This is a genomic window from Enterovibrio sp. QJM3NY_24 (assembly GCF_057786035.1).
This window is the reverse complement of sequence record NZ_CM173519.1, coordinates 3,112,072-3,136,044: the sequence shown is the minus strand read 5'-3', so window position 1 is coordinate 3,136,044 and position 23,973 is coordinate 3,112,072. Positions and strand designations below refer to the sequence as shown.

The window sequence follows — 23,973 nt, the reverse complement described above, 5'->3', positions numbered from 1 at the left end:
CCCCTTGCTGCACTCTGACGCCAATTTGTAGTAGGCAATGTTAGAACAGAACCGATTTTTGAAAACCAGCAGCTGGGTATTATCCTTACTGCTGGTTTTGCCGATTTTAGCGATCTTCTATACCGCGATAGGTGAATCCGACCAAGTGTTTGGTCACCTTATGTCGACGGTAATGGGTACCTATACCCTCAATACTGCCCTTTTGGTTGTTGGCACCGTGGGTTTGTCACTGCTCATGGGGATCCCTTCAGCTTGGTTAATGGCCAACTATTCGATACCCGGTGACCGCTGGCTTCAGTGGGCACTTGTACTGCCACTCGCGATGCCAGGCTATATCGTGGGTTATATCTATACCGATTGGTTTGATTTTGCTGGCCCCATTCAGATGTTTCTTAGAGACATAACTGGGTGGACATCTGCCGCGCAATATTGGTTTCCTGATTTAAGAACCTTGCCAGGTGCGTGTTTTGTACTGTCACTGGTTCTGCACCCATATATCTATTTGCTCGCTCGCGCTGCGTTTATGGAGCAAAGCCTGACGCTCACCCAGTCTGCTCGTTTAATGGGATGCTCGCCGCTGCAAAGCTTTTTCCGTATTTCTCTACCACTTGCGCGTCCAGCCATTGCGGTGGGTGCTTCTTTAGTAGCGATGGAAGCGCTTGGAGACTTTGGTACCGTCAGCTATTTTGCCGTGAGTACACTAACGACCGCGGTATACGATACGTGGCTGGGTTACTCCAACCTTAATGCGGCAGCAAAAATATCGGCCATGATGTTGGTGGTGATTTTCTTGCTGATAAGTGCCGAGCGTTACAGTCGCCGCAAGCAAAAACTGTTTAGCCAGAATGTGTCGCCAGACAAGATCGCCAAAACGCCATTACAAGGGAAGTACAAATTCCTCGCGACGATATGGTGCTGGGGATTGTTTGTGATCGCTTTTGTTGCCCCGTTGGCTCAACTTGTCATTTACGCGTGGGATTACCATGCGAGTAGCTCGATACAAGATTTCGCGCAATACAGCGTAAACAGCTTATACGTGTCTACTATTGCAGCAGTTGCGGCATTGGTTATCGCGCTTGTCGTTAATTTTTATCGCCGCCTTGCTGGCAATGCGGTCAGTAGCATTCCGATGCGTATGGCATCACTGGGTTATGCCGTGCCAGGAACAGTATTGGCCATTGGTGTACTTATCTTTTTGACCAGCGCCGATCATCTTATTAATGACATTGCCAAAGCGATGGACTGGGGCAGGCCAGGGCTGCTCTTCTCTGGCACCATGTTTGCGTTGTTAATGGCGTTTGTGGTGCGATTCAGTGCCGTGGCGATTGGCAGTGTGGAATCAAGTTTAGCGAAAGTATCGCCCTCGTTAGATATGGCGGCGCGAACCATGGGCTGCAACGTGCGTGGGATGATCCAGCGTGTGCATTTACCGCTTGTTCGTCGAGGGTGTTTGATTGCGATGTTATTGGTGTTCATCGAGTCGATGAAAGAGCTGAATGCTGCGCTGTTACTGCGCCCGTTCAACTTCGAAACGCTGGCGACTTTCGTGTTCAACTATGCCTCGGATGAGCATCTTGAATATGCAGCGTTGCCCGCGGTGCTTCTGGTACTGGTAGGGCTTGTCCCCCTGATCATGATTAACCGTTCTTTGGAGCAAAGCCACTCATGAGTGATGCGCTAACTGTTAGCAATTTAATCTGTCGTTACAATGGTCAGGCCGTGTTAAGCGACTTGTCGTTTAGCGTTGAAAAAGGCGAGATTGTCTGTTTGTTGGGTGCCAGCGGTTGCGGCAAGACGACATTGTTGAAAGCGATTGCAGGTCTGTTGCCATTAGATAGCGGAAAGATGACCATCAATGGCCGCCCGATCGTGGACGATCACCTCAACGTTCCTCCTGAGCAACGCAATATTGGGATGATTTTTCAAGATTACGCTTTGTTTCCTCACCTGACCGTGGCTGAAAATGTTTCTTTTGGCCTCTCCGGCTGGAAGAAAGCTGATGTGATGGCACGGGTGCAAGAAATGCTGGTGTTGGTGAAGCTGGAGGGATTGGAAAGTCGCTATCCGCACCAATTGTCTGGCGGTCAGCAGCAACGCGTTGCGATTGCTCGTGCACTGGCGTGTAAACCTGACCTTTTATTGCTAGATGAACCTTTTTCAAATATTGACACGCAAGTGCGTCATAGCTTGATTAAGGAAATTCGTAAAATTTTCAAAGAGCAGGGCGTGACGGCGATCTTTGTGACACACAGTCGAGAGGAGGCGTTTGCTTTCGCCGATAAGCTGGCAGTGATGAATCATGGTGTGATTGAGCAATATGGCAATGCCACCACCTTGTATTACCAGCCAAGCAGTCGCTTTGTGGCTGATTTTCTTGGTCACGGTTCGTATGTACCCGTATCACTGAATGGTGACAACTCGATGAGTACTCCATTTGGTGAGTGTCCATTGAGCACGCTGAAAATGAAACCATGCTCGAATGGCTCATTCGTCCACAAAACCTGACCATTTCATCCGATGCATCGGGTGAAGGGGTCGTGATAGATGCCCAGTTTATGGGAGACAGTTGTCGCTATCTGGTGAAAGTGAATGACCAGACATTGATGGTGTATTCAAACCAGTTACTGGAAATGGGCGATACCGTCAATCTCAATATCCGTCCACACCCGCCTGTCTTGTTTGCTTCGCAGTAAATGTTCACGGTATATAATGTGCAGACAAAAGAAAACCGGCGAATAGCCGGTTTTTTTAATTAAGCACATTGGTTTACTGCTTAGTACTTAATATTTCGCTTATTTACTGCAAAGCATGTCTATGTAGCCTTCAGCCTGACGGGTCAATGCGTCCTTGTCAGGTTGCTGATGGGCTTGCAAATAAAGTATGTAACATACGCCATCGAACATCCGAGCCATTTCCATGGGCTCTCGATTAGCAGGCAGTATTTTTGATGCAATGCCTTGCTCAAACAAACTTGCGTATTGCTCCAGAACGACGTTCTTGCCGTTGACAAAGTTTGGCCAAATATCCTCACGAATGGAGGTGCTCCATTCAAACCAGACTTTGAGCCACTCTTTATCGTCTAATGCCGCATTGATTAATGCTGATGCGACGTGAGATAGGGATGCATGTGCATCGCCGTTGCCAAGTTTGATATTGTGGGAAATGAGTTGTTGAAACTCTTTTTCCGCTTGGTTGAGTACAACATCAACCAACTCTTCACGGGTTGAAAAATAGTTAAATACGGTAGCCACAGAGACATTTGCCATATCGGCGATGTCTGCATGCCCTGCGCGTCCGATGCCGCGCTTTGAAAACACCTCAAGCGCATATCCGAGCAGTTGTTCTTTTCTCTGCTCCGGCGACAATCGGGTTCTTGTACGTCCACTTGAAGTAGCCATCCTGGTTCCTGCCAACTTTAACTCGCTAATAATTTTTGCAATTTGCAATATTTATATAGGTTTAATGTGATATTTAACAACTGCTTGCGAAGTGTACAACAGCAACAAGTTGCAGAACAACGAACTGTCCATATAAAGCGTCGAAATTTTGACGTGTATCGAGAGTAGGCGTCGAGTTTGCACAGTGATAGAATACTCAACCTCATTTACACAGGTAGTCAGGCGGAAAACCGTCGAGGTTTATAATGAAACATACCGTAGAAGTGATGATTTCAGAGCAGGAAGTCCAACAGCGCGTGAAAGTGCTAGGCGCTGAAATTACAGAACACTATAAAGGCTCTGAAGATTTAGTGATGGTGGGCCTATTGCGTGGCTCATTTGTTTTTATGGCAGATCTTGCTCGCGCCATAGAATTGCCACATACCGTTGATTTTATGACAGCCTCTAGCTATGGCAACGCGATGGAAAGTACGCGTGATGTGCGTATTCTGAAAGATTTGGATGATGATATTAAAGGCAAAGACGTGCTTTTGGTCGAGGACATCATCGATACAGGGAATACGCTGAGCAAAGTGTGTGAAATCTTGTCTATTCGTGAGCCTAAGTCTATTCGCATCTGTACCTTGCTAGATAAACCTGAGCGTCGCGAAGTGGATGTTCATGTTGATTGGTATGGCTTTAAAATCCCAGATGAATTTGTTGTGGGTGTAGGTATCGATTACGCTCAGAAATATCGTCATCTGCCATATATTGGCAAAGTCGTTCCATTGGAAGATTGATGGCATGAAAAAAGCGACCACGTTGGTCGCTTTTTTGTATTCACTTTTTATTTCGTTGCTTCGGCTATTTGTTGGGGATCAACTCAGCCATTGCATCTTCATACACCGCTTCTAACGTTTTAAGGCTGTTGGCATTCATACCCAAGTCTTTTAACACGCCATCGCTGATATCATAGAACCAGCCATGTATTTTGACGTCCTGGCCTCGCTCCCATGCTGATCGAAGAATGGTGGAGTTGCCAAGGTTGTATACCTGTTCCGCTACATTTATTTCGCACAGCCTGTTGCCTTGCTCTTCAATGCTGAGGGAGCTTAAGTAGCTTTTATGCTTGCGGTAAATGTCACGAATATGAAGGAGCCAGTTGTTAATTAGCCCAAGTTCAAGGTTTTCGATTGCGGCATGAACACCACCACAACGGTAATGACCACAGATAATGATGTGTTTGACTTGGAGAACATCCACTGCATATTGCACGACGGACAGGCAATTCAAATCAGTATGAATGACTTGGTTGGCGACGTTTCGGTGAACGAAAAGCTCACCAGAATCTAAGCCAGTCAGCCGCTCTGCGGGAACACGACTGTCTGCGCAACCAATCCATAAGTATTCTGGATGTTGTGATTGAGCAAGCTCGGCAAAGTAAGCCGGACTGTCTTCCTTGATGGTTTTTGACCATTTCACGTTGTTCGCAAAAAGCTGCTTAATTTGTGCCATGAAGGCTCCCCTCAAAACGTGCGCTGCGAGACACTATACACCACTCAAGATCATAATTAGATACAATTTAACACTTCCTTCTCAACATATTAGCTCCTCTTACCAGCATTAGCATTGGTATAACAGATCCCTCAAATTGTGTTTCATCGGTATACTAGCGGCGCAATTCGGTGGCTTGCCGAAAAAGGAAGTAATAAAAGGGAGCAAGTTGTGAATTTTGACCGATTCAAACAATGGAGCCTAAAAGGTGACATTTTTGGTGGTGTAACGACCGCGATTATTTCTTTACCTCTCGCACTCGCATTTGGTGTGGCGTCGGGAGCTGGCGCTGAAGCGGGCTTATGGGGCGCAATTCTCGTTGGATTATTTGCCGCTCTGTTTGGTGGTTCATCAAGCCTGATCTCAGAGCCTACAGGGCCGATGACAGTGATCATGACGGCAGTATTGACGTCGATGATGGCGCGTTATCCGGAAACAGGGTTGGCCATGACCTTTACTGTGGTCATGATGGCAGGTGCATTTCAGGTGCTTCTCGGCACCCTCAAGCTGGGCAAGTACATCACGTTAATGCCCTATAGCGTCATATCCGGTTTTATGTCGGGTATTGGTGTCATTCTAATTTTGCTGCAAATCAGCCCGCTCATGGGGCACGCAGCGCCGGCAGGAGGGGTGATCGGGACACTTCAGTCCTTTCCTGATACCGTTGCTAACCTTAGTTTCAAAGAGCTATTTCTAGGGCTTTCGACCCTTGCCATTCTTTTCCTTTTCCCCAAAAAATACCGCCGCTACGTGCCTGCTCAATTAGTGGCGTTGGTACTCGTGACCTTGCTTTCACTCATGTTGTTCGACCTCGACAGTATTCGCCGTATTGGTGAAATTCCTACAGGTCTACCTTCAATGGTCATGCCCACCTTTACGCCAGAAATGCTCACAACCATGGTGATTGACGCGCTGGTTCTAGGCACGCTCGGTTGTATTGATACCTTGCTGACTGCGGTTATCGCGGATTCATTGACTCGTGAAGAGCACAACTCAGATAAAGAGCTTCGTGGTCAAGGCATTGCAAACATGATCTCGGGTCTGTTTGGTGCATTGCCTGGCGCAGGTGCCACCATGGGAACTGTGGTGAATGTGCAGGTGGGGGCGCGTTCACCGCTTTCGGGAATCGTTCGCGCTTTGATCCTTGCTGCGGTGGTATTGGTGGCCGGCTTTTTAACCGAACCGATTCCAATGGCTGTGTTGGCGGGTATTGCTTTGTATGTCGGTATCAACATACTTGATTGGAGTTTTTTGCAACGAGCGCACAAGGTCAGTTTGCATCAAACCGCCATCATGTATGGAGTGATGGCATTGACTGTGTTTGTGGATTTGATTGTGGCGGTGGGGCTTGGGGTTTTTATCTCCAACATCGTGATTATTGAGCGTTTGAGTCGCGAGCAGGCCAAGCAAGTGAAAGCCATCAGTGATGCCGATGATGATGATGTGCCCCTTAGTGAAGACGAACGGGCGCTATTAGACAGTTCTGATGGAAAGGTGTTGTTTTTCTATCTGTCCGGCCCAATGATCTTCAGCGTATCAAAAGCTATTTCGCGGCAACATGCCCGAATTGGTGAATATCGTGTCATGATTTTGGATTTGAGCGATGTGCCTCTGATCGACATGACCGTTGGTCTTGCGCTTGAAAATGCCATCAAAGATGCCCGTGAAGTGAACTGCACCGTTTTTCTTTTATGTCCTCATCAGCAAACAAGAGAGCAATTGGAACGCCTTCATGTGGGTGATTGGGTCAATGATGCGCACACGTTCGACTCTCGTCACGACGCATTGCATGCCGCAAAGCGGTTAACGGAAGTCATGCCTTAAAAGAATTAAAACTATTTATGAAAGCAATCGAGATAGATAACCTGATCAAAGTGTATGGCAAGGACGTTCATGCACTTAAAGGCGTGTCGTTATCGGTACAACAGGGTGATTTTTATGCCCTGCTGGGCCCTAACGGCGCAGGAAAGTCCACCACCATTGGCATTATTAGCTCTTTGGTGAATAAGACGTCCGGCAAAGTGAAAATTTTTGGTTACGACATTGATACTCATCTTGTTGATGCCAAAAGGCAGCTTGGCTTGGTGCCGCAAGAGTTTAATTTCAACCAATACGAAAAAGTTGAACAAATTCTTCTCAACCAAGCGGGATACTACGGCGTTGATCGTGCCGAAGCGAAAGTGCGTTCGAAGAAGTACCTAACACTGCTGGATTTGTGGGAGAAGCGTGATGAACCTTCTCGAACGCTATCTGGTGGCATGAAACGTAGGTTGATGATTGCGCGTGCATTGATGCATGAGCCTAAGCTTCTTATTCTTGATGAACCCACAGCGGGCGTTGATATCGAATTACGTCGCTCAATGTGGACGTTTTTGAAGGAAATCAACGAGCAAGGTATCACCATTATCTTGACCACCCATTACCTCGAAGAGGCGGAAATGCTGTGTCGAAATATCGGCATTATTAACCGTGGAGAGTTGGTGGAAGATACGTCGATGAAGGCGCTGTTGAAAAAGCTGGATGTGGAAACCTTCGTGTTAGACCTTGCGCCAGACAGCAAGGTGACGAAGTTAGAAAACGTAAAGTGGCAGCAAGTTGATGACCACACGTTGGAAGTGGAAATCCATAAAAACACGGGGTTGAATACGGTGTTTGCACAGTTGTCAGAACAAGGTATCCAAGTGCAATCTATGCGAAACAAAGCGAACCGATTGGAAGAACTCTTCGTGAATTTAGTGCGCAACAGCGAGGGGACTTCTGCATGAACAAAGCCTATTGGGTCGCTTTTAAAAGCTTGCTGATCAAAGAAATTACGCGATACAGCCGCATTTGGGTGCAAACCTTGGTACCCCCCGCCATTACCATGACCTTGTATTTCGTTATCTTCGGTAACCTTATCGGTAGCCGCATCGGCGAGATGGGCGGTTTTAGTTATATGGCGTATATCGTGCCGGGTTTGATCATGATGTCGGTGATCACCAATTCATATTCGAATGTCGCCTCGTCATTCTTTAGCACCAAAATGCAGCGCAACATTGAAGAGCTAATGGTCGCGCCTGTGCCGAATTACATCATTATCGCGGGCTATGTGGGCGGCGGAGTGAGCCGTGGTTTGGCCGTTGGGCTTATCGTGTCGGTTGTATCGATGTTTTTTGTCGATCTGAACATCGCTCATCTTGGCGTGATTGTCGCGACAGTGTTGCTCACGTCGATCTTGTTTTCTCTCGGCGGTTTGATTAACGCGGTGTATGCGAAAACGTTCGATGACATCAGTATCATTCCAACGTTTATCCTTACACCGTTGACCTACCTTGGCGGTGTATTCTATTCGCTGTCTCTGTTGCCTGAATTTTGGCAAAGCGTTTCGAAGCTAAATCCTATTGTTTACATGGTGAATGCTTTCCGTTATGGCTTCTTGGGCGTGTCAGATGTGAGTATCTATACCTCATTTTCCGTGCTAATTGGGGCGATTGCTGTGCTGTATACCATCGCGTGGTATCTCATTAGTCGAGGTATTGGTTTAAGAAGCTAGTCACCAGAAATCACAACATGAGTTTGCATCAACGGGTGCGTTTGATGCGAAAAAGCAAAAACCGCCTTTCGGCGGTTTTTGTTTATCTAGTGTTTATTCGGTGTTGCGCTTTGCATCACTCTTCGCTGTCATCGCTGATGGGCGGCGCTAAGTCCACACTCAGGTTGTCGATGAGACGCACTTGTCCAAGCATGCACGACGCAAGGATAACCGCTTTGGAAGACTGCTCCACGATAGGCAACAGAGTATGAGCATCACGAATGAAAATGTCATCGGGCTCCAAGCCTGCGGCTCGAAGTTGGTCGTTGCCATCAAGGATCAATTCACTGTAATCGGTGCGACCACCGCGCATTTGGCTGCTCATCCAACGAAGTGTTTTGGCGAGTACGGGCGCACGTTGACGCTCGTCAACCGTCAAGCGAGTGTTTCGACTACTCATTGCCAGACCATCCATTTCACGTACCGTGGGTACGGGAACAATCTCAACTGGCATACACAGGTCGTTGACCATTTTGTTGATCACGGCAAGTTGTTGGTAGTCTTTCTCACCAAAGCAGGCAACATCAGGCTGAACCATGTTAAATAGCTTGCTGACGACCGTCGCGACACCTTTGAAGTGTCCTGGTCGTGATGATCCTTCAAGAATGCTCGAAAGGCCAGGTACATCAACAAATGAGTGTTGTTCCATGCCATTGGGGTACATCATCTCTGGGGATGGTGTAAACACCACTTCTACCCCTTCGCTGTTTAGCTTGGCAACATCTTCATCTAAGGTACGAGGGTAGGCCGCTAAATCATCTGCTTTGTCGAATTGCATAGGGTTGACGAAAATGCTGACTACCACAATATCGGCGTTTTCACGCGCTCGTCGAACCAAAGTTAGGTGGCCATCGTGAAGATGCCCCATGGTAGGGACGAATGCAATTCGCTGCCCGTCACGACGCCATTGAAGGATCTGATCTCGTAGTGGGGCAATGTCAGCGATCACTTGCATAAATTCAGCATTCCTTAATTAAACGTCTGCTCTGGGCCAGGAAACTCGCCAGTTGCAACTTCTTCGATATATCGCGAAACGGCTTGACGCATGTCGCCTGTGCTCGCGAGGTAGTTTTTTGAAAAGCGCGGAATGTAGTTGGCTGAAATGCCAAACATGTCGTGCATCACCAGAATTTGACCATCGGTCGCGTTGCCCGCGCCAATGCCAATCACAGGGACGCGCACGGCGTCAGTGATACGTGCGGCTAAGGCTTTAGGTACGCATTCCAGCAAAATAACTTGTGCACCTGCTTTTTCTAATGCCAAAGCATCTTGTACCATTTGCTCGGCTTTGACTTCGTCACGACCTTGCACTCTGAAACCACCAAAAACATTGACAGATTGAGGCGTTAGACCAAGGTGAGCACACACAGGTACGGCACGCTGAGTCAACATGGTTACGGTCTCGGCAAGCCAAGCACCGCCTTCCAGTTTCACCATATTGGCGCCAGCCTTTATTAATTCGGCGGCATTAGCGCAGGCTTGCTCTGGCGTGGCAAAAGACATGAAAGGCATGTCAGCCATTAGGAGGCAATTTGGGCTTCCTGCACGAACGCTGCGCGTGTGGTAGGCAATTTCATCAACGGATACGGTCAGGGTGTCACTTTTACCCTGCAAGACCATACCGAGTGAATCGCCAACAAGCAGGACGGGCATTTCTTGTGCTTCAAAAAGTTGAGCAAAGCTAGCATCATAAGCCGTTGCCGAGGCAAATTTACGTCCCTCTTGCTTCCATGCCATTAAGGTATTTATCGTAATTTTTTTCATATCGTCTCCCAAACCCTGCTTGCTATGGTGTTGATGCTGAGGCTTTTGTGCTTACGCGATAGCAGTCAGACCGTTCTTATCCGTGACGGCGACTAAATCGGCGACAGCACTGCCATCGGGCAGGTGCAAGTCAGGGGCTATTTCGGCGAGAGGGAAAAGCACGAATTCCCGTACTTTCATCCCGTAGTGTGGAACGGTTAACCGTTCACTCTCTAGTTGGACATCACCATAAAGGAGAATATCCAAATCTAGTGTTCGTGGTCCCCAGCGCTCATCTTTGCGCTCTCGACCAAACGCCAACTCAATACGTTGTGTGTGATCAAGAAGATCCAACGGAAGCAGTTTGGTGTCAATAGAAACCACTGCATTCACGTAATCAGGTTGGTCTGAGGGACCCATCGGCTTACTACTATAGAGCGATGAACAAGCAGTCAGTTGGCTGTCCGGTAGCTGCGACAGTGCTTCAATAGCACACTGCGCTTTTTCTACCGGATTACCCAGATTGCTGCCTATCGCTATGTAAGCTCGGATCATGATTCTTGGGTCGGCTTCCGGCGACGCGGCTTGGCTTTACGACGACGGCGTACTTTCTTGGCCGAGCTGGCTTTGTTCAGCACTTGCACCATGTCGTTACGTCCATCACGGTCAGCTTTTTGGAAGTCATCCCACCACTGCGCCAGTTCTTGCAACTGACCGCCTTCGATTTCACCACGCATCTCAAGGAAATCAAACGCAGCGCGGAACTTGTTTTGTTCCAGTAGCTTGTATGCGCGAGTGCCAGAACGACGGCTCAGGCGAAGCTGAAGTTGCCAGATGTCTCGGATCATGGCGGTAAATCGACGTGGAATAGCAATGCTTTTAACTTGCTCGTCCAGTATGTCGTTTGCCGCGACCATAAAGGCATCGTAGTAACTTAGACCGCTTTCGAAGGCAATTTCTTCCGCGCGAGTTTCTAGCGGGTACCATAGCATCGCGGCAAACATAAAGGCCGGATTGATACGTTGTTCGCTAGCAACACGTTCATCTGTTGATTTCAGCACAAGCTCTATCATTTGCTCGCACTTGCTGTTGCGATCTTCGGTGAAGTGTTCACTCAAGATAGGAAACAGCGGCGTAAATAGATTGAAATCACGCAACAGTTTGTAGGTCTGTGAACCGTAACCAGACTGAAGTAGTTTCAAGCTTTCTTCAAACAGACGCGCAGCGGGAATATCCCGCAACAAATGAGCCAGCGCTGGAATTGGAGCAGCAGTGGCTTCATTCACGGTCATGTCTAGCTTGGCAGCAAAGCGCACGGCGCGAAGCATGCGAACCGGATCTTCACGATAGCGTGTTTCTGGATCGCCAATAAGGCGTATCACGCGATTGTTAAGGTCTTCAACACCGCCAGCATAATCGCGTATCGAGAAATCGTCGATGTTGTAATACAGGGCATTAACGGTGAAGTCGCGGCGTTCGGCATCTTCATCAATAGAGCCATAGACGTTGTCACGAAGTAGCATGCCATCATTTGATTGGCTGGCATTCTTCTCGCCCTTTTCACTTTTTTCACCTTTCTCACCTTTCTCGCCCTTTTCGCTGCCGTGGTGTCCACGGAACGTTGCCACTTCAATGACATCTCGTCCAAAAAGGATATGAGCAAGGCGGAAGCGACGGCCGACTAAACGGCAGTTACGGAAAAGCTTACGCACCTCTTCCGGGGTCGCATTGGTTGCGATATCGAAGTCTTTTGGTTGCGTATTTAGCATTAAATCACGCACGCCGCCGCCAACAAGATATGCCTCAAAACCCGCTTTATTCAGGCGGTAAAGCACTTTCAGCGCATTTTCGCTGATACCTTTTCTTGATATACCGTGCTCTTGGCGAGGAATAACTTCAAGCTTTAGGTCAGTAACCTCGCGTGTTTTGTTATCGCGATTCAATACCTTACGGCAAAAGCTGGTAACTCGATTAAAGATAACTCACCTCGTATTTGACAGGTCGGTCTATAAAAACGACGGCATATCATATATCACGCCCTCGCATTTTAGAAAGCTGTAATCACTTCCGTGGCAATTGGCAATTTACGGATCTGCCAATTTTCGATGCCCCAAAGTAACAATTCTTCCCTATTCGCACCGTGTAAATCGACGGGAACGTGATGACCTAAAAAGGCCATTGCCGCTTCCAATGCTGGGCCTGGATTTGCATTGTCGATTGCGGGTGCGTGGTTTTGTTTAGAAAGCTTATTCCCGTCAGCGTTGAGTGCAAGTGGCAAATGCAAATAACTGACAGGGGATGCGTCGAGTTTCTGATAAAGAGAAACTTGTCTGCCAGTCGGCTCGATCAGATCGGCGCCTCTGACAACTTCGGTCACACCTTGATAAATATCGTCCAGGACAACAGCAAGATTATAAGCGAATAAACCATCACGACGTTTGATTATAAAATCTTCTGTCGCCATGGTGCTATCCATTTGTATGGTGCCATGTTTGATGTCGATGAATTCAGCAACGGGATTATCGATACAAATACGTACGGCGGAATGTTCGCTATTTAAGGTTCTATGGCGACACGTACCGAGGTAAATTCCACCTGAATCCTTGATTTGTCTGCGTGTACATTGGCAGAAGTAGGCGTTTCCATCATTCAGCCACGTCTCGATTTGAGATTGATAGGTGTCATAGCGTGTGTGTTGATACAACACGGTGTTGTCCCAATGCAAACCGTAGGCATCTAGCGTGTGTAAAATCGCGTCGGCGGAGCCTTTTACTTCACGAGGTGGATCAATGTCTTCTATACGTACTAGCCAATGCCCTTGATTGGCACGTGCTTGCAAGTAACTGCCGAGAGCAGCGACCAGTGATCCAAAATGGAGAGGACCTGAAGGAGAAGGGGCAAAGCGCCCGACGTACTGCATGGTGATTTAACCTACCGTAAAAAGGAAAAAGGGAGCATCCGCTCCCTTTTTGCCATTAATCTCGATGAAGCGGTAGGCTTAGCCTGCCATTTGCTTCTCTTTGATCTCTGCCAAAGTTTTGCAATCGATGCACATATCTGCGGTCGGGCGAGCTTCAAGGCGGCGAACGCCAATCTCTACACCACATGAATCGCAGAAGCCGAAATCGTCGTCTTCCAGACGTTGCAATGTTTTGTCAATTTTCTTGATCAGCTTACGCTCACGGTCACGGTTGCGTAGTTCAAGGCTGAATTCTTCTTCTTGTGCAGCACGGTCTACTGGATCAGGGAAGTTTGCAGCTTCGTCTTGCATATGGTGCACAGTACGGTCAACTTCTTCTCTGAGCTGGTTGCGCCACGCTTGGAGGATTTTACGGAAATGATCTACTTGTAGATCATTCATGTATTCCTCGCCAGCCTTCTCTTGGTAAGGTTCTAACCCAGCCGTAGCCAGGATGCCTAGCGATCTTTTAACTTTGCTTTCTGGCATGTAAGCGTTCTCCTAAATACACCCTGACCTGCTTGGTCAAAAGAGGGCGGTATCTATATCAGAAACCCTATAGTGAGGCAATCTTTGTTTTTGCCTCATGTAATCCCAGTGTGAAGATGTCTACATTTTTTCTCGAAACTGGGAAAACAGGACCCTATTATTTATGCTCATCATCTCTGATGAGAGTGAGGCTTGATAACACAGAATTTCTACACCAAGCGACTCAGCTTCTATAAGTAACTGATTATAGACCGCATCTATATGTTTTGCAGGTGAAACCTTGTCAATGCCAGAGTGAAGCACTGCGAAGAGGAGAACGGCACGTTTTCCTTGTTGCGCCAAGGTTGCTAATTCTCTGAGGTGTTTTTGGCCTCGCGTTGTGACTGTATCGGGAAAATAGCCCTGATCATTGTCTTCGAGTAATGTGACACTTTTCACTTCTATATAGCAGTCTTCTCGCGTCGGGGATTGCAACAAGACATCGATTCGGCTTTTTTCTTCTCCGTAAGCCACTTCAGTTCGAAGGGTGGGGTAACCTTCAAGCTCTTTTATTGCACCTTCTTTTATTGCCTCAACAACCAAACGGTTTGCCTGCGCAGTGTTGACGCAAATCATATGGCCCGCTTTTGTTTCAGTCAGCTCCCAACTGTTTGGGTATTTGCGCTTCACGTTATCTGATGTGGAATACCACACTTTGTCGCCCGGAGTCGCACAGCCTGTCATTGCCCCAGTATTAGCGCAATGAATAGTACGTTCACTGCCATCGGGCAATTGCACGTCAGCCAGAAAGCGTTTGTAGCGGCGAAGTAGGGTCGCTGATTTTAAAGCGGGTTCAAATTTCATGGACGTCCTTGCTGTGCGAATGAAATACGCATTGTAATCCTGACAGTGCTCTGCGATTGGGGCAGCGAATACAGTGTCTTCGTTTTGGTGGTATCTGAACCCTGCATCTTGAAGTGACTCGGGTATACTCTGCAGGTAATTCTGACACAAAGGCTTTTGATTTGTCACAGCTCCCCATCGATAGCGTCCTTGATGACGTGATATCTGCATTGCACACTTGTTCACATGTGATTTTACAAGCACCGCCGGGTGCGGGTAAGTCAACACGCTTGCCACTGGTACTGCTAGAGCGAGAGGTTTTCGACGGAAAAATTATCCTGCTTGAACCCCGTCGTCTTGCCGCGCGTAACATTGCTCGCTTTCTCGCATCGCAACACGGAGAGCGAGTCGGCGAAACCGTTGGCTTGCGCGTTCGCGGTGAAACCCGTGTAAGTGACAAAACTCGCATTGAAATTGTCACCGAAGGGGTGCTGACAAAAATGATCCAATCTGACCCTGAGCTTGAGGGTGTCAGCTTGGTGATTTTTGATGAATTCCATGAGCGAAGCTTACATGCTGATTTGGCGCTAGCACTCTCACTGGATGTTCAAGCGGGGCTGCGCGATGACCTGACCTTACTGGTGATGTCTGCCACGCTCGATAGCGACGCGTTAAGTGGGTTGTTACCTGATGCTGCCGTTGTGTCTTCTGAAGGTCGAAGTTTTCCTGTCGAGGCCCGCTATTTCACAATTGCTCGCCAGTACGGTTATGAAAGTGCCGTTGCCAGTGCAATAGCCAAACTCATTAATAAAGAGGAAGGTTCGGCACTGGTCTTCTTGCCGGGTGTGGCAGAAATCAAACGCACTGCCAGTGCGCTGGCTGAAATCGTCCCAAGTCATGTGATGATTTGTCCTTTATATGGGCAGCTTTCCGCCAACGAACAGCAAGACGCGATTGCGCCAGCGCCCAATGGCAAACGTAAAGTGGTACTGGCGACCAATATTGCCGAAACCAGTTTGACCATTGAAGGTATTCGCTTAGTGGTGGATTCAGGCCTAGAGCGCGTTGCGCGGTTTAATCGTAAATCTGGGATCACCAAGCTGGAAACGGTTCAGATTTCTCGCTCATCCGCCATTCAGCGAATGGGGCGAGCAGGGCGATTATCCGAGGGGATTTGCCTTCGTCTATATAGTGAAGATACTTTCCAGCGTATGCGAGCCGTGCCTGATCCTGAAATTGTCACCAGCGATCTGATGCAACTGGTGTTGGAGGTGGTGCTGTGGGGCTGTGGTGCGCAAGATTTGCAATGGCTTGACCTTCCGCCCACGGCACATTGGCAGCAAGCCGTTAAGCTACTTCAGCAATTGGGCGTACTTGATACAAATAGTGCATTGACCGCCAAAGGCAAGAAGGTGGTGGCGTTTGGCACGGACGCACGACTCGGGGCCATGCTTTATACCGCCAACATGCTGGGGGATGACGCTATTTCAACGGCATGTTGGCTGGCTGCTTGGGCAGAAGAGCCACTTCGTGGAAAGACAGAGCCTGACTTAAGACTGCAACTTTCCATGATTGCTGCGCAGAAAGGACCGCATCGACAACGGGCTTCTCAGCTTGCGGGCCGTTTGGGGGCAACATTGTCTTCAGACATTAACCCACATATCTTGCCTGTGCTGGCGGCGTCGGCGTGGCCTGACCGTATCGCTAAATCTCGAGGCAACAATGGTCGCTTCTTGTTAAGTAACGGCCATGGTGCGCAGATCGATGCCGATCATCCGCTCTCAGGCGAAGAAGCTTTGATCGCCGTTGATCTTATGAGTGTGTCGCAAGGCGATAGCCGTATTTTTACGGCATGCAGAGCTGACTTTTCAACGCTACAAACCCTGCAGCCTTCACTGTTTTCTCAGCGAGAGTGGGTAGACTGGGATGATAAAAAAGGCGCATTGGTCGCGGAAATGCAAATGTGCTGTGGCGAGATTATCCTGTCACGCAAACCCATCACTCAGCGAAACGATGAGATGATGACGCAAGCATTACTGCATGCCATCAAACGAAAAGGTTTGGCTTGTTTGGATTTGCCGAAAAAAGCGGAAAGTCTGTTGGTCCGTGCGCGTTGTGCACTGGCGTGGCAACTGCCAATTAGCCTGCCTGCGCTTGACGAGGAAAGCATGCTTTCTTCGTTGGATGAGTGGCTAGCGCCTTTTATGACGGGCGTGCGCTCAATGAAGGATCTGAAAAAAGTCGATATCTTTAGTGCGCTGGAAGCGTGGTTTGGTTGGACGACGACCAAAGAGCTGAACCGATTGTTGCCAGAAACTTATCAAGTGCCAACGGGGTGTCGACACGCTATTCGTTATCAGCTCGATCAAAAACCAACGCTCGCGGTGCGTATGCAGGAAATGTATGGGCAGGCGCAGTCTCCAGCGATTGCTGATGGCAAGGTGACTTTGCTGGTGGAATTACTGAGCCCTGCGCAACGCCCTTTGCAGATCACGCAAGATCTCGCGGGCTTTTGGCAAGGCACATACCGTGACGTGCAAAAAGAAATGAAGGGTAGATACCCTAAGCATGTTTGGCCTGATGATCCTGCGAATCATCAGCCGACGACATTAACCAAACGCCATTTTAAACCGGACGCCTGAACCCCACATTCATGACTAAACAGACTCCCAAGAAAACCACGAGCCGCACGCGTAAACCTTCGACGCCCGCGGCCAAGAAGAAAAAAACGCCACCGTCAAAAGGCTGGGGCAAGAAACTGCTGTCTCTGGGCTTTAAGTTAGGGCTGGTGGGTATCGCAGCCCTCGCCATTCTGGGTATTTACCTTGATGGGAAAATTCGCGACCGCTTTGACGGACAGATCTGGCAACTGCCTGCGGTGGTTTATGGACGAATATTACATCTAGCGCCTGGCGATTCGGTGGATATCACCACCTTAAAGCGTGAATTAGACCTGCTCAATTACAATAAAGTGCGTTCACCGACTCGTGCTGGGGAATATTCTGCTTCCAAAACACGCGTCGAAATTATTCGTCGTCCTTTCGAGTTTGAAGATGGGCCAGAGAGTGCACAGCATGTGATGCTAACGTTTGACGCGCAAGGTGTTACCTCTATTAAACAACTCGATAGCGGCAAACAACGCGGCTATTTGCGCATTGAGCCTAAACTGCTCGGCATGATGGAGTCCAACACTGACGAGCAACGTATCTTCATGCCTCGTGAGCGTTTCCCTGAATTTTTGGTTGATGCTTTGCTCACAACCGAAGACCGTGATTTCTACCACCATGACGGCGTGTCGCCATTAGCCATCGCTCGCGCCATGGTCGTAAACTTGAAAGCAGGACGTACTGTGCAAGGTGGTTCAACCTTGACGCAGCAGTTGGCTAAAAACCTGTTTCTCACCCGTGACCGCACCCTGTGGCGCAAAGTGCAGGAAGCGTACATTGCGATCATTCTCGATTATCGATATAGCAAAGACCGTATTCTGGAAGCCTATCTCAATGAAGTCTATTTAGGTCAAGCGCGTGGGCAGGCGGTACATGGTTTCCCGTTAGGGGCAAGGCTCTATTTCGGTCGTCCGATCGAAGAGCTACGTATTGATCAATTGGCGATGCTGGTGGGCACGGTAAAAGGACCGTCTTACTATAACCCTTGGCGCCACCCTGAACGTGCGCAAGAGCGTCGAGATCTCATCTTACGAATGATGATGGAAAATGGTGTGCTGACTGCCAACCAGTATGCGCAAGCCGCTGCGCGTAAACTCGATGTGCAGAAATCGCCAAGCCTTAATAGCAGGCAGCCCGCTTACTTTGAGCAGCTGACGCGCGAAATTCGTGAGCGAGTCGGAAGTGACTTCAACCCTGAAAGTGGCCTCCGTGTATTCAGTACCTTAGATCCACTGTCACAGTCGTTGATTGAAAAGACCGTGGTTAACAAGGTTAAGGCGCTGAAGAAGGTGGCTGGAGAGGAATTGGAAGCCGCCGTTGTCATTGCTGATCGCCAGAGCGGTGAAATCCGCGCCATGGTGGGCGGCAGTCGTCCCGGCTATGCGGGTTTCAACCGTGCGCTGAATGGCAGTCGCCAGATTGGTTCGTTGTCCAAACCAGCGGTTTACTTAGCCGCATTGTCCCAGCCTGATAAATATAACCTTGCGACACCACTTGATGACAAGCCTTTGGTGCTCAAAGGCGATCAAGGCAGCGAATGGCGTCCGCGTAATTACGACAGAAAATACCGTGGTCAAGTGCCTTTACTTCAAGCATTAGCGCACTCTTATAACATACCTACCGTTAATCTTGGCTTGGCGTTAGGGCTAGATAAGGTCGTGTCCACCTTTGATGATTTGGGCGTGAACCCAGATCAGATAACCCGCGTACCTTCATTACTGCTAGGTGCATTTACCTTAACGCCGATGGAAGTCACGCAAATGTTCCAAACGCTAGGCAGTGGTGGACGCAAGGCAGAACTGACGGCACTAAGAGCTGTCGTTACCCTAGAAGGCCAAGTGCTTTATCGCAATTGGCCTAAATCAAGCCAAACGCTACCTGAGCAAGCCAGTTGGCTGACCATGTACGCCATGAAGCATGTTGTCAAAGAAGGTACGGCACGATATCTCAATACGTCTCTTGCTTGGGCGTCATTGGCAGGGAAAACGGGGACCACAGATAAAAACCGAGACAGCTGGTACGTCGGTATTGATGGGCGCGAAGTGGTGACGGTATGGTTGGGGAGAGATGACAATAAGCCGACGAAACTCACCGGCTCTTCGGGTGCATTGCGTGTTTACACCGATTACATCACGGCGAGACAGCCAAAAAAGCTCATTTTGAATTGGCCTTCAGAAGTCACTAGCGTGCCGTATCAAGTACAGGAAGGACAATACGTGACGAATTGCTTTAGCAAACAGAAATTACCAATGTGGGATCCGAAAGGATACTGGCGCAAGCGTTGTGATAAACCGGATCCGGTGGGTTGGTTTAATAGTTTGTTTGATTGAGGCTTTAAACTACGAATAACAGACCCTAGGAAAGGAAAGTCCTAGGGTTTGGTAAGCGAAGATATTCAAAATCCAGATACGAAAAAGCCTCGTCAATGACGAGGCTTTCGTAAAGATGGTGCCGGCTACCGGAGTCGAACTGGTGACCTACTGATTACAAGTCAGTTGCTCTACCAACTGAGCTAAGCCGGCACACAAACTTTGGAAACGTTGCTTCTTCGTGAAGACCATTTCCTCGTAACCGCTAGTAGCGATTACTAAAAGATGGTGCCTCGAGGCGGAATCGAACCACCGACACGGGGATTTTCAATCCCCTGCTCTACCGACTGAGCTATCGAGGCAACGAGCGCTATTAAATAGGAGAGGCGCGTTCTTGTCAAAATAATTTCGCCTAATATCGTCTGACTGCTGCTTTTTTGCTTGATTTGTCGCTAATCCGACCACTGTGATTTTTCTTTGACCTGCTTTCATTGTTTTGTGGGTGATAAAATAATAGTGACATGTCTATTTTTGCTTCCAAACTAAACGATTAGCTTTTATTTCATTGCTATACAAAATTTCTGGTCGTCAAAATCCTCAATAAATCCCTACTGTTTGTCTTACTTTAAATCCAATTGACTAAAAAACTTTCATTTTTCCCATTATTGCTACACTTACAGAGACATAAATATTTCCGACGTAAGTCAACAGGAATGAGAAGGAATTCTGCGATGGGATTCTCATTGGGAGAACAATTAGACATTACGCAGGTTATGGGTCTTAAAGACCGCCTGCAAGTCGAATTGGAGCAGTCTGAAAACTTGCTAATCGATGGTAGCGAGGTCTCACGCGTTGATGCTCCGGGGCTGCAGCTCCTCTTAACCGCCAAAATCTTGTGCCACAACCAGTCCATTACATGGAAGTGGGAAGGTGCATCGGACGAGTTAATTGGAGCAGCGAAGACATTGGGGTTGGTTGAGCCTTTAGGCTTGGTCGATTTTGCTGAATAGTTTTTCACGTAGTTCAATCAGGGTGACAGTATGCGAAAGATACTAGCTGCAGACGATTCTGTTTCAATTCGTCAAATGGTAAGCCACACGCTTAAAGAAGCAGGATACCAAGTGGAAACTGCAAACGATGGCGCTGAAGCACTTTCAAAAGCCAAATCGGGCCAATATGACGTCATTATTTCAGACGTGAATATGCCAAACATGGACGGTCTCGAATTTGTTCGTCAAGTTCGTGCAGTACCGCAATATAAATTCACACCCATTTTGATGCTGACGACTGAAACGTCTGCAGAGAAAAAGAGCATGGGCAAGTCTGCTGGTGCAACAGGTTGGATTGTTAAACCGTTTAACCCCGATACCCTTCTGAAAACGTTGCAACGCGTTATCTAAGTGTTCAAGCAAGGAGATCACTATGGCTTTGGACATGGACCAACTGCGCCGGATTTTCTACGAGGAGTGTCGTGAGAACCTTGAAATCCTTGAGCGAGAACTGCTGTCACTCGATCCTGATGGCGACATCGATCTTGATGTTATTAATACCATTTTTCGGGCGGCTCACTCAATCAAAGGTGGTGGAGCGACCTTTAATCTCAATGAGATTAGCCAGTTTACTCATGTCATGGAGACATTACTCGATGAGGCGAGGGAAGGTAAGCGTCGTCTAGACTCAAGCACCATCGATCTCTTCCTGAAAGGCGGCGACTGTATCAACAGCATGTTGATTGCATATGAAACGAATTCAGATTTCGATCATGTGTTAAGAGATGCGCTCACCGACGAGCTGAACAAACTACTCGATTCTGGTCGTGCAGATAAGGCATCACCTGTTGTTGCAGATGAGCCAGAGCCTTCTACAGCCAGAGAATTAGAGGGTGACGGGGACTGGATTGTTCTGTTTACGCCTCATAAAGACATGTTCTTTTCTGGCAACGATCCGGTACGAATTCTTCGTGAGCTTTTTGAACTCGGCGTTCATTGTAACGTTGAGTGTTTAACCGATGCACTTCCTACGCTCAGTGAGATGGAACCAGAAATGTGCTACCTCAGTTGGCGCATTACCGTGGAAGGTCATATTGATATCGCGCTGGTTGAAGAGATTTTTGAATGGGTCGAAGACGAATGTGATTTAGCTATTTCGCGCACTCAAAAAGAGCCCGATGAAGCGCTGGATGTTACTGCGTCTTCTGCCGAAGCGGAGCCTGTTGCGCCAAAACCTGCAACTGCAGCCAAGCCAGCTGCCAAACAAGCCGCGACTAAATCTGATGCGGTGTCTTCGATTCGGGTTGAGATCGACAAAGTCGATAACTTGATCAACCTCGTGGGTGAATTGGTCATCACGCAATCTATGTTGACGGAACTCAGCCAGAACTTTTCAGAGAGCAAGATTGAGCGTCTGCAAGCGGGGCTTGATCAGCTATTGCAAAACACCAAAGAGTTGCAAGAAAGCGTACTCAATATTCGTATGCTGCCGATCAGCTTTGCATTCAACCGTTTCCCGCGCCTGATCCGCGATTTGTCGGCTCAACTTGGAAAAACGGTGGAACTTGTCATTGAAGGCGAACAAACCGAACTGGATAAAACCGTACTCGAAAGGATCACCGATCCGCTGGTGCATTTGGTCCGTAATGCGGTTGACCACGGTCTTGAACTCCCGGACGTGCGTGCTGATAAAGGGAAATCAGAAACGGGTCGCGTGTCGCTTTATGCCTATCACCAAGGTGGCTCTATTGTCATTGAAGTGCGCGACGACGGTGCTGGACTAAACAAAGAAAGAGTGTGGAAAAAAGCCATCGAAAAAGGGCTTATCCATCAAGATACCGCATTGGACGACTTAACCAATCACCAAGTGTACAACTTGATCTTCGCGCCAGGATTTTCAACGGCAGATGTTGTGTCTGATGTATCAGGTCGAGGCGTCGGGATGGATGTGGTGAAGCGTAACATCGAAGATTTAGGTGGGCATATTGAGGTCGATTCAGAAATTGATGTGGGCAGTGTATTCCGCATTAGTTTGCCGCTGACCTTAGCCATTCTCGATGGACAACTTGTGAAGCTTGCTGACCAAGTCTTTGTGGTGCCGCTGATCTCAATTATTGAATCAATTCAGATTGAATCTGAACGCGTAAAAGTCGCGACAGGTGGCGTTGAACTCTATCGATTACGAGATGAGAACATTCCGATATTGCGCCTTAAAGAAGAGTTTGGACTCGGAGAATCTGGCGCACTGGACAAGCAACTATTGTGTCTGGTTGAAGCGAGTGGCAACCGCGTTGGCTTGTTGCTCGATGAAATGCTTGGCCAGCAGCAGGTTGTGATTAAGAGCCTTGAGTCTAACTATACCCGTGTGAATGGCGTCTCGGGTGCCACCATTCTTGGTGATGGTTCCGTGTCCCTCATTCTTGATATTCAGGGACTGATGACTGGCTTTTTGAGTCGAGTCGCCGATACAAACAGCCACATAGCGGCGTAGGAGGAGAGCATGACAAATCAAGCTCTGGCGGCCACAGACGTGAATGATGAACCGGTAGATGGTCAAGACCGCCTTAAGGGATCCGATTTCCTCAGTTTCGATTTAGCGCACGAGTTGTATGGGGTCGATATACAGGCAGTGGAAGAGATCCGTGTTTGGGAATCACCCACTGTGATTCCTCGCTCTCCTGAATTTGTTCTTGGGGTCATTAACTTGCGCGGCATGATCGTGCCCATTATGGATTTACGTGTCCGGTTTAACATCGGTGTTGTGGAGTATTTACCGACAACCGTGGTGCTTATTCTGAAAGCGGGTGAATCCGCAGGCAATCGAATGATGGGTGTTGTGGTGGATGCGGTCTCTGATGTGATTGATCTCGGTGATAAGAGTTTAATTCCGCCCATTGGTGATTCACAGGTGATGCCTTTTGTTAGCGGCTTGCTGAACGTGGATGCCCAAGTGATGAGTCTGCTGGATGTCGATGCCTTACTCAGCATTGAAGGGCTAGTTCACTAAGGAGGCGTTATGTCAGAAGAGGTGATGGAGTACCTGAGTTTCATGATAGATGACGAAGAATATGGACTCAACATCCTTGATGTGAAAGAGGTCCGTGGCTGGTCTGATATCAGAAAACTACCCAACAGTGAGAGCTATTTGCTGGGGGTGCTTGAGTTGAGGGGAGAGTACATCCCCATTATCGATCTCAGGCAAAGATTCAATATGCCCCCTTCCGTTTTAAGTAAGACGACGGTGGTGGTGATTGTCCGAAATGCAGAAGGACAGTCTTTGGGAATAATTGTCGATGCAGTCGCTGAGGTATATCAGCTATCGGCGAGTCAAATTAAGGCGGCACCCGGTTTTGTCAAAATTGACGAGCGATTCATTGAAGGAATTGCCTCTGTCAGTGGAAACCACGTGGTGTTAATACAACTTGAACGACTATTTGATTTCGACGTGTTGCATGAAGTAACGCAGCCAGATCTGGTTAGCGAGGATTGACGAT

General features: G+C 48.3%; 21 protein-coding genes, 2 tRNA genes and 1 pseudogene. 13 read left to right on the top strand and 11 right to left on the bottom strand.

Annotated elements, in window-relative coordinates; all coding sequences use genetic code 11:
- The first annotated feature begins 37 nt into the window (after nucleotides 1–37).
- On the top strand, nucleotides 38–1,669 hold the full coding sequence (locus AC3CIC_RS14000; RefSeq protein ID WP_488514894.1) for an ABC transporter permease: 1,632 nt from the start codon (nucleotides 38–40) through the stop codon (nucleotides 1,667–1,669).
- A pseudogene (locus AC3CIC_RS13995) lies at nucleotides 1,666–2,693 on the top strand (ABC transporter ATP-binding protein). The gene AC3CIC_RS14000 and the pseudogene AC3CIC_RS13995 overlap by 4 nt, the downstream one beginning before the upstream one ends.
- Before the next feature lie 99 nt (nucleotides 2,694–2,792).
- Here AC3CIC_RS13995 and AC3CIC_RS13990 read toward each other — a convergent pair.
- A complete protein-coding gene (locus tag AC3CIC_RS13990) occupies nucleotides 2,793–3,398 on the bottom strand; it encodes a TetR/AcrR family transcriptional regulator (protein ID WP_488514893.1) in 606 nt (201 codons plus the stop codon).
- A 245-nt stretch (nucleotides 3,399–3,643) separates the two neighbouring features.
- On the opposite strand from AC3CIC_RS13990, the gene hpt reads away from it, so the two are divergent.
- Entirely contained in the window at nucleotides 3,644–4,177 is a 534-nt protein-coding gene (gene hpt, locus AC3CIC_RS13985; RefSeq protein ID WP_016960713.1) for a hypoxanthine phosphoribosyltransferase, read from the top strand.
- A gap of 64 nt (nucleotides 4,178–4,241) precedes the next feature.
- On the opposite strand, the gene can is transcribed toward hpt, so the two are convergent.
- Complete coding sequence (can, locus tag AC3CIC_RS13980) at nucleotides 4,242–4,892, bottom strand: carbonate dehydratase (protein ID WP_394211607.1); 651 nt, start codon at nucleotides 4,890–4,892, stop codon at nucleotides 4,242–4,244.
- Nucleotides 4,893–5,102: 210 nt separating this feature from the next.
- On the opposite strand from can, the gene AC3CIC_RS13975 reads away from it, so the two are divergent.
- The 3 genes from AC3CIC_RS13975 to AC3CIC_RS13965 are packed head-to-tail and all read left to right on the top strand — an operon-like array spanning nucleotide 5,103 to nucleotide 8,463.
- Nucleotides 5,103–6,755, top strand: coding sequence for a SulP family inorganic anion transporter (locus AC3CIC_RS13975; RefSeq protein WP_488514892.1), 1,653 nt, complete (start codon nucleotides 5,103–5,105; stop codon nucleotides 6,753–6,755).
- A gap of 17 nt (nucleotides 6,756–6,772) precedes the next feature.
- Nucleotides 6,773–7,696, top strand: a complete 924-nt coding sequence (locus AC3CIC_RS13970) for an ABC transporter ATP-binding protein (RefSeq protein ID WP_016960710.1) — start codon at nucleotides 6,773–6,775, stop codon at nucleotides 7,694–7,696.
- A complete protein-coding gene (locus tag AC3CIC_RS13965) occupies nucleotides 7,693–8,463 on the top strand; it encodes an ABC transporter permease (RefSeq protein ID WP_394211605.1) in 771 nt (256 codons plus the stop codon). Before AC3CIC_RS13970 ends, AC3CIC_RS13965 begins: the two co-directional genes overlap by 4 nt.
- Before the next feature lie 115 nt (nucleotides 8,464–8,578).
- Here the strand turns inward: AC3CIC_RS13965 and panC are convergent, their stop codons facing one another.
- The 7 genes from panC to sfsA all read right to left on the bottom strand — a co-directional run bounded on the left by panC (nucleotide 8,579) and on the right by sfsA (nucleotide 14,536).
- Entirely contained in the window at nucleotides 8,579–9,457 is an 879-nt protein-coding gene (gene panC, locus AC3CIC_RS13960) for a pantoate--beta-alanine ligase (RefSeq protein ID WP_016960707.1), read from the bottom strand.
- A gap of 14 nt (nucleotides 9,458–9,471) precedes the next feature.
- The gene (panB, locus tag AC3CIC_RS13955) at nucleotides 9,472–10,266 is read right to left on the bottom strand and encodes a 3-methyl-2-oxobutanoate hydroxymethyltransferase (protein ID WP_016960706.1); all 795 of its coding nucleotides are present in this window, start codon (nucleotides 10,264–10,266) and stop codon (nucleotides 9,472–9,474) included.
- Nucleotides 10,267–10,317: 51 nt separating this feature from the next.
- Nucleotides 10,318–10,800, bottom strand: a complete 483-nt coding sequence (folK, locus tag AC3CIC_RS13950) for a 2-amino-4-hydroxy-6-hydroxymethyldihydropteridine diphosphokinase (protein WP_016960705.1) — start codon at nucleotides 10,798–10,800, stop codon at nucleotides 10,318–10,320.
- Complete coding sequence (gene pcnB / locus AC3CIC_RS13945; RefSeq protein WP_488514891.1) at nucleotides 10,797–12,188, bottom strand: polynucleotide adenylyltransferase PcnB; 1,392 nt, start codon at nucleotides 12,186–12,188, stop codon at nucleotides 10,797–10,799. Before pcnB ends, folK begins: the two co-directional genes overlap by 4 nt.
- Before the next feature lie 104 nt (nucleotides 12,189–12,292).
- Nucleotides 12,293–13,165: a tRNA glutamyl-Q(34) synthetase GluQRS gene (gene gluQRS, locus AC3CIC_RS13940; protein ID WP_488514890.1), complete on the bottom strand. Its 873-nt coding sequence runs from the start codon at nucleotides 13,163–13,165 to the stop codon at nucleotides 12,293–12,295.
- Between the two features lie 78 nt (nucleotides 13,166–13,243).
- Nucleotides 13,244–13,693, bottom strand: a complete 450-nt coding sequence (dksA, locus tag AC3CIC_RS13935) for an RNA polymerase-binding protein DksA (protein ID WP_016960702.1) — start codon at nucleotides 13,691–13,693, stop codon at nucleotides 13,244–13,246.
- 120 nt (nucleotides 13,694–13,813) lie between these two features.
- On the bottom strand, nucleotides 13,814–14,536 hold the full coding sequence (gene sfsA, locus AC3CIC_RS13930) for a DNA/RNA nuclease SfsA (RefSeq protein ID WP_017007180.1): 723 nt from the start codon (nucleotides 14,534–14,536) through the stop codon (nucleotides 13,814–13,816).
- A 161-nt stretch (nucleotides 14,537–14,697) separates the two neighbouring features.
- On the opposite strand from sfsA, the gene hrpB reads away from it, so the two are divergent.
- Nucleotides 14,698–17,157, top strand: a complete 2,460-nt coding sequence (gene hrpB / locus AC3CIC_RS13925; protein WP_488514889.1) for an ATP-dependent helicase HrpB — start codon at nucleotides 14,698–14,700, stop codon at nucleotides 17,155–17,157.
- A gap of 11 nt (nucleotides 17,158–17,168) precedes the next feature.
- Nucleotides 17,169–19,511 carry a penicillin-binding protein 1B gene (mrcB, locus tag AC3CIC_RS13920; protein ID WP_488514888.1) on the top strand — a complete coding sequence of 781 codons (2,343 nt, stop codon included), beginning with the start codon at nucleotides 17,169–17,171 and terminating at the stop codon, nucleotides 19,509–19,511.
- Nucleotides 19,512–19,627: 116 nt separating this feature from the next.
- On the opposite strand, the gene AC3CIC_RS13915 is transcribed toward mrcB, so the two are convergent.
- Nucleotides 19,628–19,703 (bottom strand) — tRNA-Thr (locus tag AC3CIC_RS13915).
- Between the two features lie 73 nt (nucleotides 19,704–19,776).
- Nucleotides 19,777–19,852, bottom strand: a tRNA-Phe gene (locus AC3CIC_RS13910).
- A gap of 369 nt (nucleotides 19,853–20,221) precedes the next feature.
- Here AC3CIC_RS13910 and AC3CIC_RS13905 point away from each other — a divergent pair.
- The 5 genes from AC3CIC_RS13905 to AC3CIC_RS13885 are packed head-to-tail and all read left to right on the top strand — an operon-like array spanning nucleotide 20,222 to nucleotide 23,969.
- A complete protein-coding gene (locus tag AC3CIC_RS13905) occupies nucleotides 20,222–20,500 on the top strand; it encodes an STAS domain-containing protein (RefSeq protein WP_016959641.1) in 279 nt (92 codons plus the stop codon).
- Nucleotides 20,501–20,530: 30 nt separating this feature from the next.
- Complete coding sequence (locus AC3CIC_RS13900; RefSeq protein ID WP_016959640.1) at nucleotides 20,531–20,890, top strand: response regulator; 360 nt, start codon at nucleotides 20,531–20,533, stop codon at nucleotides 20,888–20,890.
- A gap of 22 nt (nucleotides 20,891–20,912) precedes the next feature.
- The gene (locus tag AC3CIC_RS13895; protein WP_488514887.1) at nucleotides 20,913–22,970 is read left to right on the top strand and encodes a chemotaxis protein CheA; all 2,058 of its coding nucleotides are present in this window, start codon (nucleotides 20,913–20,915) and stop codon (nucleotides 22,968–22,970) included.
- Nucleotides 22,971–22,979: 9 nt separating this feature from the next.
- A complete protein-coding gene (locus tag AC3CIC_RS13890; RefSeq protein ID WP_016959638.1) occupies nucleotides 22,980–23,486 on the top strand; it encodes a chemotaxis protein CheW in 507 nt (168 codons plus the stop codon).
- A gap of 9 nt (nucleotides 23,487–23,495) precedes the next feature.
- Complete coding sequence (locus AC3CIC_RS13885; RefSeq protein WP_016959637.1) at nucleotides 23,496–23,969, top strand: chemotaxis protein CheW; 474 nt, start codon at nucleotides 23,496–23,498, stop codon at nucleotides 23,967–23,969.
- The last annotated feature ends 4 nt before the right edge of the window (nucleotides 23,970–23,973 follow it).